General features: G+C 65.9%; 12 protein-coding genes. 2 read left to right on the top strand and 10 right to left on the bottom strand.

Features of this window, described 5'->3' with window-relative positions; genetic code table 11:
• Positions 1–13 precede the first annotated feature (13 nt).
• Genes FNJ47_RS15195 through FNJ47_RS15185 form a run of 3 tightly spaced genes read right to left on the bottom strand, consistent with a single transcriptional unit; the run spans position 14 to position 1,973 of the window.
• Positions 14–547, bottom strand: coding sequence for an ester cyclase (locus FNJ47_RS15195; RefSeq protein WP_163154372.1), 534 nt, complete (start codon positions 545–547; stop codon positions 14–16).
• Positions 540–929: a VOC family protein gene (locus tag FNJ47_RS15190; protein WP_163154370.1), complete on the bottom strand. Its 390-nt coding sequence runs from the start codon at positions 927–929 to the stop codon at positions 540–542. Before FNJ47_RS15190 ends, FNJ47_RS15195 begins: the two co-directional genes overlap by 8 nt.
• 15 nt (positions 930–944) lie before the next feature.
• The gene (locus tag FNJ47_RS15185; RefSeq protein ID WP_163154368.1) at positions 945–1,973 is read right to left on the bottom strand and encodes a polysaccharide deacetylase family protein; all 1,029 of its coding nucleotides are present in this window, start codon (positions 1,971–1,973) and stop codon (positions 945–947) included.
• Positions 1,974–2,072: 99 nt separating this feature from the next.
• Here FNJ47_RS15185 and FNJ47_RS15180 point away from each other — a divergent pair, with 99 nt between their 5' ends.
• On the top strand, positions 2,073–2,981 hold the full coding sequence (locus FNJ47_RS15180) for a LysR substrate-binding domain-containing protein (RefSeq protein ID WP_163154359.1): 909 nt from the start codon (positions 2,073–2,075) through the stop codon (positions 2,979–2,981).
• Here the strand turns inward: FNJ47_RS15180 and FNJ47_RS15175 are convergent.
• The 6 genes from FNJ47_RS15175 to pcaF all read right to left on the bottom strand — a co-directional run bounded on the left by FNJ47_RS15175 (position 2,960) and on the right by pcaF (position 7,395).
• On the bottom strand, positions 2,960–3,814 hold the full coding sequence (locus FNJ47_RS15175) for a shikimate dehydrogenase (protein WP_163154357.1): 855 nt from the start codon (positions 3,812–3,814) through the stop codon (positions 2,960–2,962). The two genes, FNJ47_RS15180 and FNJ47_RS15175, sit on opposite strands and share 22 nt — an antisense overlap.
• Positions 3,815–3,835: 21 nt before the next feature.
• A complete protein-coding gene (locus FNJ47_RS15170; protein ID WP_163154354.1) occupies positions 3,836–4,300 on the bottom strand; it encodes an SRPBCC domain-containing protein in 465 nt (154 codons plus the stop codon).
• Positions 4,301–4,311: 11 nt separating this feature from the next.
• Positions 4,312–4,635 carry an ArsR/SmtB family transcription factor gene (locus tag FNJ47_RS15165; protein WP_163154352.1) on the bottom strand — a complete coding sequence of 108 codons (324 nt, stop codon included), beginning with the start codon at positions 4,633–4,635 and terminating at the stop codon, positions 4,312–4,314.
• A 144-nt stretch (positions 4,636–4,779) separates the two neighbouring features.
• The gene (pcaG, locus tag FNJ47_RS15160; protein ID WP_163154350.1) at positions 4,780–5,379 is read right to left on the bottom strand and encodes a protocatechuate 3,4-dioxygenase subunit alpha; all 600 of its coding nucleotides are present in this window, start codon (positions 5,377–5,379) and stop codon (positions 4,780–4,782) included.
• The gene (gene pcaH, locus FNJ47_RS15155) at positions 5,380–6,081 is read right to left on the bottom strand and encodes a protocatechuate 3,4-dioxygenase subunit beta (RefSeq protein ID WP_163154348.1); all 702 of its coding nucleotides are present in this window, start codon (positions 6,079–6,081) and stop codon (positions 5,380–5,382) included.
• Positions 6,082–6,186: 105 nt separating this feature from the next.
• Complete coding sequence (gene pcaF, locus FNJ47_RS15150) at positions 6,187–7,395, bottom strand: 3-oxoadipyl-CoA thiolase (RefSeq protein WP_163154346.1); 1,209 nt, start codon at positions 7,393–7,395, stop codon at positions 6,187–6,189.
• 212 nt (positions 7,396–7,607) lie between these two features.
• Here pcaF and mutS point away from each other — a divergent pair, with 212 nt between their 5' ends.
• Positions 7,608–10,337, top strand: a complete 2,730-nt coding sequence (gene mutS, locus FNJ47_RS15145) for a DNA mismatch repair protein MutS (protein WP_163154345.1) — start codon at positions 7,608–7,610, stop codon at positions 10,335–10,337.
• Between the two features lie 195 nt (positions 10,338–10,532).
• Here mutS and FNJ47_RS15140 read toward each other — a convergent pair whose 3' ends face one another.
• A complete protein-coding gene (locus tag FNJ47_RS15140; protein ID WP_163154343.1) occupies positions 10,533–11,339 on the bottom strand; it encodes a hypothetical protein in 807 nt (268 codons plus the stop codon).
• Positions 11,340–11,512 lie beyond the last annotated feature (173 nt).

Below are 11,512 nucleotides of genomic sequence, written 5' to 3'. Positions count from 1 at the left end.
GCCGCCGGGTGGATCATTGCGCGAGCTTGGCGACGCCCATCTTGGAGAGCAGGGTCAGATTGTCCTCGATGTGCCAATTGTCGGTGACGCGGCCGCCGGCGACCTTGAGCAGATCGGTGGCGATGAAATCGATCGCCTGGCCGCCGCCCTTGGTCGCGCCGAAGCTGCCGGTGAAATGCCCGCGGAACTGCATGTGCACGGTGACGTAATCGTCGGCCACGATCATCTTGACCACTTCAACCGAGAGGTCCGGCACGGCGGCCCGGAAATTCTTCGAGGCGAAGGCCGGCCCTTGCGGTCCCTGCGGGCGGCCGGCCGGCAGGGTGTGATCGACGAAATTATCCGCTATCGCGGCCTTCAGCACGGCCTCGTCGCCGCTGTTCCAGAACTGGTAGAACGCCTTCGCCGCGGCAACGGTCGCATCACGCTCGGCCGCCGGAACGGTTGTGGCGACGACGAGATCGCCGATCTTCACCGCGTCGGCGCGTGCGGGCGCTGCGAGCAGTACGCCGATGGCAAAGGCTGTGGCGGCCAGGACATTACGCATTGTCGTTGCTCCTCGTTGCGGCCGCGCGCTCGCGGAACACCAGTTCGAGCAGGATGCCCGTTGGCGAGCGGACAAACAACCGGCGCTCGCCGAGCTCCGGCAGGTCCATGGTGGAATAGGGAATGGCAAGCGCTTCGATCTTGCGGCGGTAGGCGTCGTAGCCCTCGAGGCGAAAGCCGACATGGTCGATGGTTTCGCCGCGCGGATCGTTACGCACGCCCTCGCCGGGGATCAGATGCACCACCGGCTCGCCGTCGGCATAGAGCCAATAGCCGGGGAACGCGAAGCCGGGGCGATAGCCCGGCTTCACATCGAGGAGATTCTCGAGGAAGGCACGGGTGCCTTCCAGATCGCTGGTGCGCAGGGTGACGTGGTCGAGCATCGATGCCTCCCGCGATCAGGCCGTCGGCCCGGGCAGGCCGGTCACGCCGGGCGCGCCGCGCTGGATCACCGGCGTGTTGGCGCGGTTGGCCAGCGCGTAACGGGCGATCTCGTCCTTGCGCGCGAACCAGACATCGCCCTTGCTCTTGGCGTAAGACAGGAAGCGATCGAGCACCCGCGCCCGGCCGGCATGGCCGGAGATGCGATCGTGCAGGCTGATCACCATCATCCGCCGCCGCTTCGCGCCCTCTTCATAGAGCTGGTCGAACTCGTCCTTCAGCGCCTGCTCATAGGCCGCCGGATTCCAGCCCTGGAACGGGAACGAGACGATGTCATTCATGTGCATCGTGTAGGGCACGGTGACGAAATCCTTGCCGCGCACCGGCACGATGAACGGCTCGTCATGGCTCGGCTCATCGATGTGATAGAGGAAGCCGAGATCCTGCAGTGTCTCCAGGATGTGGACCGAGTTGCGCATCCAGTACGCGTTCCAGCCGATCGGCGTTTGCCCCGTGATCTTCTGAATCGTCTCGACGCTGTCGGCGATGAAGCGCTTCTCCTGATCCTTCGGCAGCTGATACGAGTTGCTCCAGATCCGGCCATGCGCGGCCGCCTCGTGGCCACGGCGCACGATCTCCCTTGCAATGTCGGGCGAGGTTTCGACCGCCTTGCCGATCATGAAGGACGAGAGCTTGATGTCGTGCTTGTCCATCAGATCGAGCAGGCGCGGGATGCCTTCGTAATGGCCGTAGGCGAAGAACGCGTTGGTCGGCAGATCGGGGACCCCCTTCTCGATCGGATCGGGAATGACGCCGCCGGCGCCGGAGATCGGTTGACCGCCGCCCTCGAACATCAGCGACAGGCTGACCGCGAGACGCGCACCGTTGGGCCAGAAGCCGCCGGTGTCGGACGAGGTCTGGGTATGGGAAGCGGCGTTGGCGCGCTGGGTTGTGGCACTGAGCCCCGCGGCCGCGAGCGCGCCGGCGGCGGTGACGGCCTGGAGGGTCTCGCGGCGGCTCAGATGGGTGAAGGAAGAGTGGGCCATGGCTGATCTCCTTGTTGATGGAGATCAACCTAGCTACTTTCCGATTTGAGTATTATCATGCCGATATTGGAGATATTATCTACTTATTGGAAACAATCCGTGCTGGACGATATCACCGAGCTTCGGACCTTCGCCAAGATCGTCACGACGGGCAGCCTGTCCGCAGCCGGTCGCGAGATGGGCATCGCGCTCAGCGTCGTCAGCAAGCGGCTTGCGACACTGGAGAGGCGGACCGACACCAGCCTGATCGTGCGCAGCACCCGCCATCTCGCGCTCACCGATGAGGGACAAAGGCTGTTCGACCGGGCGCAACGCATCCTTGCCGAGGTCGATGAAGCGGAGGCCGCGCTGGCGCACGGCCGCGTCGAGCCACAGGGCGTGCTGCGGGTCAGCGCGACGGTCGCGCTCGGCCGCGCCCATGTCAGCCCGGTCTGCCGCGATCTCGCGCTGACCTATCCGAAGATGTCGGTCGAACTGATGCTGACGGACCGCCTCGTCGAACTGATCGACGAGCGCATCGACGTCGTGATCCGCATCGGCATGCCGCGCGACTCCGACCTGATCATGCGCAAGCTGATCGACAATCACCGCATCATCGCGGCCTCACCGGGCTATGTCACGCGACGCGGCGCCCCCGCCTCGCCCGAGGATCTCACGCAGCATGATTGCCTGCTCTACAACAGGGGTGCGCAGGCGCGGTGGCGGCTGGTGCACGGCGATGGTCGCGCCGCCGAGATCGAGGTGTCGTCGCGGCTGCGCTGCGACAATGGCGAAGTCGCGCATGACTGGGCCGTCGACGGCGCCGGCCTGATCATGAAGAGTTGGGTCGATGTCGCGCCCGATCTCGCATCCGGACGCCTGGTGCAGGTGCTGCCGGAGTGGCGCAGCGATCCCGCGCCGGTCTGCGCATTGTTCGCGCAAGGGCGCCAGATGCCGACGCGGGTGCGGCTGTTCCTCGACGCCATCTCGAAGCGGATGGCCGCGTTTCAGGTGGCCGGCGGCGCGTAGCGCGCGGCCATCACGGCGTCGAACGCATTTGCCATCGCGTCATGCGGCGGCGTCAGTCCGGTGAACAGCTTGAACGCGTCGGCCGACGCGTTGATTGCGAGGTCGCGTCCGGTCAGCACGTTTGCGCCCCTGGCCTTGGCTGTGGTCAGCAGCGGCGTCCATAGCGGGGTGTAGGCGGCGTCGGCGACCCACATCGAGGAATGCAGCAGCGCGTCCGGAACCGGTGTCTCGCGGCTCGGCAACATGCCGACCGGGGTTGCGTTGACGAGGCCGGCGGCGGCTTCCACCGCGATCTCGACGCTGGCGGCGTGAACCGCGTGGCGGTCCTGCAACTGACCGGCAAGTTGCGCGGCCTTTGCCGCATCCGCATCGAAGATGCGCAATTCGCCGACGCCGAAACCGGCGAGCGCGAAGGCGATCGCCTTGCCGACACCGCCGGCCCCGATCAGCGCGATCGGCCCGCGCGGCGAAGCGGCAAGCAGCGGTTCGATCGCGCGCGCGAAGCCGGTCGCATCGGTATTGTGCCCGACCAGCCGCGCGCCATCGACGACGATGGTATTGACGGCGCCGATCGCACGCGCATCCGGCGCGAGGTCATCGATGAGATCGATGACCGCTTCCTTGTAGGGAAAGGTGACGTTGACGCCGGCAAAGCCGAGCCGCCTGACGCCGTCCAGCATTGCGCGCAGGTCGTCGCGCCCGGCACCCTTAACTTCGATGAGCTGGTAGTGACAATGGACGCCGAGCGCAGCAGCGGCCTGCTCGTGCATCGCAGGCGCCGCTGAATGCGCGATCGGATATCCAATCAGACCGGTCAGGAAACGGTCGCGCATTGTCCCTCACATCGGCAGTGCTCAGCTCATGCGGTCGAGCCGAGCATAGCTATCTTCCATGCCGTGCTCCATGCCGGTCGCGAGCATCGCGGCGCGCGTCTCCGCATTCGGCAGCGTCATCCGCATGGTCATCAATGTACCGCTGCCGTCGGGCGCGAACCGCGTCTCGACATGATTGTCCGGCGTCGGATCGGGCAGATGCATGCGCTCGACATGCACGATGCGGCTGAACGGGTCGAGCTCGACATATTCGCCGGTCAGATGAAAGCCGCCGCCCTTGCCGTCGGTCCATTCGTAACGGATCTTGCCGCCGGGCCTGAGCTCGCTGATGCAGACCGGCATGGTCCAGCCTTCGGGACCGAGCAGCCACTTCTGGAGCAGCTCCGGCTCGGTATGCGCGCGATACACCGCTTCGGGCGACGCGACGAAGCGCCTAGTGACAACGATGTAGCGGTCGCCTTCGGTCTTCAGCGTCAACTTGCTCATGGGGATACCCTTCACTTCTCAGGCTTCATGGCGGCCAGCACTCCGTCCAGCCGGTCGTAATTGGTTTCCAGCGCGCGGCGCAGCATGCCGAGCCACTGATCGATCTCGGCGACGGCCGACGGTGCGAGCCGGCACGGCCGCTTGGTGCCCTCGATCCGCCGCACGATCAGGCCGGCACCCTCGAGCACCTTGAGATGGCGGGAGATCGCGGGCTGGGTCATGTCGAACGGCTCGACCAGCTCCATCACGGTCGCCTCGCCCAAAGCGAGACGCGCAAGGATCGCCCGACGGGTCGGGTCGGCGAGCGCGGAGAAGGCAGCATCGAGGTTGGCCATGCTTGATCTCATATCGTTTATATAACTTATATGTTATATAACCAACCACGCATGGTCAAGCAAAATCCGCTGCGGCGAAGGCGCGCAGCGGATTTTGGTGGTCCCTCGATGCTGGATTTGCGCGCGGCTTACGGCGCGCGGCGGCTAGACGTCGAAGAACACCGTCTCGTTGTCGCCCTGCAGATGGACGTCGAACGTGTAGGCGTTGCCCGAGCCAGCCTTCTTCGCGATCAACGTGGCGCGGCGATCGGCCGGCACCAGCGCGAGCACGGAATCTCTGGCGTTGCCGGCTTCGTCGTCGAAATAGATCCGGGTGTAGAGATGCAGCAGCATGCCGCGCGCGAACACCGCGAGCACGATGTGCGGCGCCTGCGGCTTGCCGTCGGCGTCCGGCACCACGCCGGGCTTGATGGTGTCGAAGGCGTAGGCGCCGCTCTTGTCGGTGCCGCAGCGGCCAAAACCCTTGAAGCTCGAGTTCGGCAACGCGCGCTGGTCCTGCGGATCGGAGAAGCGGCCCTGGCTGTCTACCTGCCAAATCTCCAGCATGCAATCCGGGATCACGGCGCCGTCGCCGTCATAGACCTTGCCCTCGACGCGGATGCGTTCACCCGAGACGTCAGGCGTCAAGAGGTTGTTGGTGAAGGCATCGTTCCATTCATACTCGCCGTTCGGCGTCAGGCCGTACTTGAAATAGGGGCCGACGGTCTGCGAGGGCGTGATTCCATCAGGACGCGGGTTCGACACTTACTTGGTCTCCATCGGCGTGGCGTTGCGCCCGCGCAGCACGATATCGAAGCGGTAGCACAGCGCCCATTCCGGCTTGGTGTTGTCGAGATCGAACGACGAGATCATCCGCGCGCGCGCTTTCTCGTCGGTCACCGAATTGAAGATCGGATCGAACGGAAACAAGGGATCGCCCGGGAAATACATCTGCGTCACCAGGCGCGAGATGAACGAATGCCCGAACACCGAGAAGTGGATGTGTGCGGGCCGCCAGGCGTTGTGGTGATTGCCCCAGGGATAGGCGCCGGGCTTGATGGTGATGAACTTGTAGTAGCCCTTGTCATCGCTCTGCGTCCGGCCTGCGCCGGTAAAGTTCGGATCGAGCGGAGCCGGATGCTGGTCGACGACATGGATGTAGCGGCCGCAGGCATTGGCCTGCCACAGCTCGACCAGCGTGTTCGGCACGCCGCGGCCATCCTCGTCGAGCACATGGCCATGCACGATGATGCGTTCGCCGAGCGGCTCGCCCTTGGCCTGGATCGTGAGATCGTTGTCGTGCGCGCGCACGGTCTCATGACCATAGACCGGCCCGGTCAATTCCGAGAGCGTGTGCCGCATCGGGATCAGCGGCTTTTGCGGCGAGCGCTTCACGGTGGAGCGATAGTCCGGCGACAACCGCGCCGGATGGGCCGCAAGCGATTGCAGCGGGTACAACAAGGTCATGGCGAATTCCTCCGCGGCCCACGCGCCCGGCGGGCTCACATCAGATCATTATAGTGCATAACCAAATTGGGAAAGGGCTGTTTTCAGCCCTTCCAAGTCATTGGCTTAATTGATCTTTTCTATCGCGACCGCAACGCCCTGGCCGACGCCGACACACATAGTTGCCAAGGCAAGCTTCCCACCCCGCTTCTCCATGCCGTGCACGGCGGTCAGAACCAGCCGCGCGCCGCTCATGCCGAGCGGATGGCCGAGCGCAATCGCGCCGCCATGCGGATTGACGAAATCGGCGTCTTCCTTGACGCCGAGCTGGCGCAGGCAGGCGATGCCCTGCGAGGCGAAGGCCTCGTTGAGCTCGATCAGATCGAAGTCCGACACCTTGATGCCGAGACGCTCGACCAGCTTCTTCGTCGCCGGCACCGGGCCGATGCCCATGATGCGCGGCGGCACCGCGGCCGAGGCGAGGCCGAGGATTTTTGCACGCGGGGTCAGGCCGTGCTTCTTCACCGCGGCTTCGGAGGCGAGGATCATCGCGGCGGCGCCGTCATTGACGCCCGAAGCGTTGCCCGCGGTCACCGTGCCCGGATTGCGCACGATCGGCTTCAGCTTGGCGAGACCTTCGAGCGTGGTTTCGGGCCGCGGATGCTCGTCCTTGTCGACGGTGATGGGACCGGCCTTGCCGCCGTGCACCTGGATCGGGATGATCTCTTCGGCGAAATAGCCCGACGCGATCGCCGCACCGGCGCGCTGCTGCGAGCGGATCGCCATCGCGTCCTGATCGGCGCGCGACACCTGGAATTCCTCGGCGACATTCTCGCCGGTCTCCGGCATCGCGTCGACGCCGTACTGCGCCTTCATCAGCGGGTTGATGAAGCGCCAGCCGATCGTGGTGTCGTAGATCTCGGACGAGCGCGAGAAGGCTTCCGCGGCCTTGCCCATCACGAACGGCGCACGCGTCATCGATTCGACACCGCCCGCGATCGCGAAATCGATTTCGCCGGCACGGATGGCGCGGCCCGCAGCGCCGACCGCATCGAGGCCGGAGGCGCAGAGCCGGTTCAGGGTCTGGCCGGGAACCGACTCCGGCATGCCGGCGAGCAACAGCGCCATGCGCGCGACGTTGCGGTTGTCTTCGCCGGCCTGGTTGGCGCAGCCGAAAAAGACCTCGTCGACCTCGTTCCAATTGATCGTCGGGTGCTTGGCCATCAGCGCCTTGATCGGGGCGGCGGCGAGATCGTCGGCGCGCACCTTGGCGAGCGAACCGCCGAAACGGCCGATCGGGGTCCGGACGGCATCGCAAATGAACACATCACGCATTGAATCTCTCCCTGAATGCCGCGACTTAGGCGCTGGATCGGCTGGAACTTGAGGGGAGTTTTAGGAGCGTGCCCGCAGCAGGTCAATTGACGCCGCTGCGCGCCCCGCACGCGTTACCGTGAGGGCTGACATAATGGCACCGTGGACAGGGTGGAAAACCCCGCCTTCGCGGATAGGACCGCACGACGAAATTTTGTAGTTTCCGCCCCCTCATGACCATTCAGCAGCCCATCCCCGTTCCGCCCGAGCCCGCTCCTGCCGCCGAGGCGCCGTCGCGCGTCACGCCGATGATGGAGCAGTATCTGGAGATCAAGGCCGCCCACCCCGGCCTGTTGCTGTTCTACCGGATGGGCGATTTCTACGAGCTGTTCTTCGAGGACGCCGAGATTGCCTCGAAGACGCTCGGCATCGTGCTGACCAAGCGCGGCAAGCATCAGGGCATGGACATCCCGATGTGCGGCGTGCCGGTCGAGCGCTCCGAGGATTATCTGCATCGCCTGATCGGCGCCGGCCACCGCGTCGCGGTGTGCGAGCAGACGGAGAACCCCGCCGAGGCCAAGGCCCGCGGCAACAAGAGCGTGGTCCGCCGCGGCGTGGTGCGGCTGGTGACGCCGGGCACGCTGACCGAAGACACGCTGCTCGACGCCCGCACCAACAATTATTTGATCGCGATCGCACGCGCGCGCGGATCGGCCGGCGCGGATCGTCTTGGTCTTGCCTGGATCGACATCTCGACCTCCGAATTCATGGTGACGGAATGCGCGACCGCGGAGCTCGCGGCGACGCTGGCGCGCATCAATCCGAACGAGGCCATCGTCACCGACGCGCTCTACAGCGACCACGAGCTGGCGCCGACCTTGCGCGAGCTGCCGTCGGTGACGCCGCTGACCCGCGACGTGTTCGACAGCGCCACCGCCGAGCGGCGGCTGTGCGACTACTTTGCCGTCGCGACGATGGACGGTCTCTCGGCAATGTCGCGGCTGGAGGCGACTGCCGCAGCCGCCGCCGTCACCTATATCGACCGCACTCAAGTGGGCAAACGTCCGCCGCTGTCGCCGCCGGCGCGCGAGGCCGCCGGCACCACGATGGCGATCGATCCGGCGACCCGCGCCAACCTGGAACTGACGCGCACGCTCGCCGGCGAACGCCGCGGCTCGCTGCTCGATGCGATCGACTGCACCGTCACCGCGGCGGGCTCGCGCCTCCTGGCGCAGCGCCTTGCCGCGCCGCTCACAGATGTCGCTGTCATCGCGCGGCGGCTCGATGCGGTCTCGGCCTTCGTTGCGGACTCCGCGGCGCGCGAGGACATCCGCACCGTGCTGCGCGCGGCGCCCGACATGTCGCGTGCGCTGGCGCGGCTCTCGGTCGGCCGCGGCGGCCCACGCGATCTCGCGAGCCTGCGCGACGGCATCATGGCCGCCGACCAGGTGCTGGAGCTGCTGGCGCAGCTTGCCGATCCGCCGGCCGAGGTTTCGACGGTGATGGCGGCGCTACAGCGCCCCTCGCGCGATCTGGCGCAGGAATTTTCCCGCGCGCTTTCCGAGCAACTGCCGCTGATCAAGCGCGACGGCGGCTTCGTGCGCGAGGGCTATGAAGCCGCGCTCGACGAGAGCCGCAATCTGCGCGATGCCTCGCGTCTCGTCGTTGCCGCGATGCAGGCGCGCTATGCCGAGGACACCGGCATCAAGACGCTGAAGATCCGGCACAACAACGTGCTCGGCTATTTCGTCGAGGTCACCGCGCAGCACGGCGACAAGCTGTTCGCGCCGCCGCTGAACGCGACCTTCATCCATCGCCAGACGCTGGCCGGACAGGTCCGCTTCACCACGTCGGAGCTCGGCGAGATCGAGGCCAAGATCGCCAATGCCGGCGAGCGAGCGCTCAATCTCGAGCTCGAGATCTTCGAGCGCTTGAGCGCGATGGCGCTCGCGGCGAGCGACGATCTGCGCAACGCCGCACATGCCTTTGCGATGCTCGACGTCGCGACCTCGCTGGCGAAACTTGCGATCGACGACAATTACGTGCGGCCCGATGTCGACGGCTCGCTCGGCTTTGCGATCGAGGGCGGGCGGCATCCTGTGGTCGAGCAGGCGCTGAGGCGCGATGGCCAGCCGTTCATCGCCAATGCCTGCGATTTGTCGCCGGCGCCGGCACAGAAATCCGGCCAGCTCTGGCTGATCACCGGTCCGAACATGGCCGGTAAATCGACCTTCCTGCGCCAGAACGCGCTGATCGCGCTGCTGGCGCAGATCGGCTCCTACGTGCCGGCCTCGCGGGCGCGGCTCGGCATCGTCGACCGGCTGTTCTCGCGCGTCGGCGCAGCTGATGATCTGGCGCGGGGACGCTCGACCTTCATGGTCGAGATGGTCGAGACCGCGGTGATCTTGAATCAAGCGAGCGAGCGGTCGCTGGTCATCCTTGACGAGATCGGCCGCGGCACTGCGACCTTCGACGGCCTTTCGATCGCCTGGGCCGCGATCGAGCATCTGCATGAGAGCAACCGCTGCCGCACGCTGTTTGCCACCCACTATCATGAGCTGACGGCTCTCTCGGCCAAGCTGCCGCGGATGTTCAACGCCACGGTGCGGGTCAAGGAATGGCAGGGCGATGTCGTGTTCCTGCACGAGGTACTGCCGGGCTCCGCCGACCGCTCCTACGGCATCCAGGTCGCAAAGCTCGCCGGCCTGCCGCCCGCCGTGATCACGCGCGCCAAATCGGTGCTGGCCAAGCTCGAAGCCCAGGACCGCGGCCAGACCGCGCGCGCGCTCGCCGATGACCTGCCGCTGTTCGCCGTCCCCTCCCGCGCCGCCGCCGAGGACAAGCCGCCGAGCGAGGCGGAGTTGCTGGTCGAGGCATTGAAGGCGCTGCATCCCGACGAGATGTCGCCGCGCGAGGCGCTGGATGCGCTGTATGCGCTGCGGGCGAAGCTGCCGAAGCAATAGTTCTGTAGCCGGGATGCAGCGAAGCGAAATCCGGGAACGCCGTCGCCGATTGCACGACCGGCCCCGGATTGCGTTGCGCTGCATCCGGGCTACAAAACTCTCCACCGTCATTGCGAGCGAAGCGAAGCAATCCATCGCTCCACGGACGCGGAACCATGGATTGCTTCGTCGCTGCGCTCCTCGCAATGACGGACGTCAGGCTTTGTGCGCTAACCGCTTCCTCCGCCCGATCTGCCACAGCACCAAATTCCACGCGATGCAGGTGGCGAGCGCGCAGCTCAGGCCTACGGCCGAGCCGAATTGCGCGACGGCGACATGCAGCACGGCAATCCCTAGGCCGAAGCCGAGCAGGCCCCAGGCGCTGTTGGCGAGCACGGCGGCTGTTGCAGGGCCGCCGATCCGCGGATGCAGGATCAGCATCATCGAGGAGAACACGATCGGAAACAGCGCGATCACGCCGGTCACGCGCGGACCGACCCAGGTCGATGCGGTGACCACGGTGCCGACCAGGCTCGCGACCAGCGCGGCACGCAGCGGAATGTCGTACCAGCGCCGCGCGATCAGCGGCATTTTCGCAACGTGCCGATAGGGCTTCAGCAGCGGGATGCAGATCGCAAACGCAATCGCATTGAGGATCAGACCGCCGGCCAACGTCCAGGCGAACTGACGGATGATGGTGCCGAGCACGAGCCACAACGCGATCGCGCTTCCCGCGCTGATCCACATGCTGAAGCGCTGCGCCAGCACCGCGTAGGTGAGGCCCATGAAGATGGTCGCCGCATTGACCGGCAGGCTCGACAGCGCGCCCTCAGCAATGAAGGCCGCGTCATGGTCGAGCGCGAGGAAGGTGTAGGACGGCCCGGCCGAAATCGGCAAGGTGGCGATCAGCGCACCGATCACCGGCCCCGACCGCTCCGTTATGATGGATGCTGAGACCACGAACGCGGCCGCAACCGCCATGCGCAGCACGAGGAGCAGGATGAAGTGGAGTTCGGGGGACATTTTTCCGTCGTCCCGGCGAAGGCCGGGACCCATATGTGGACGGCCCCCGTGGCACAAGAGCTTTCTGGTGAGATCGGATCGCTTGCATCCATATGTCCGGCCTGTTGAGTGCGATCGGGTAGACCGCTGGCCAAGATGGTTTGCGCGATGCGAGTTCCAAACAACCTGGCGAC

It is taken from the genome of Bradyrhizobium uaiense, assembly GCF_010811875.1.
Classification (GTDB): Bacteria; Pseudomonadota; Alphaproteobacteria; order Rhizobiales; family Xanthobacteraceae; genus Bradyrhizobium; species Bradyrhizobium uaiense.
This window is presented reverse-complemented; position numbering and strand designations above follow the sequence as displayed.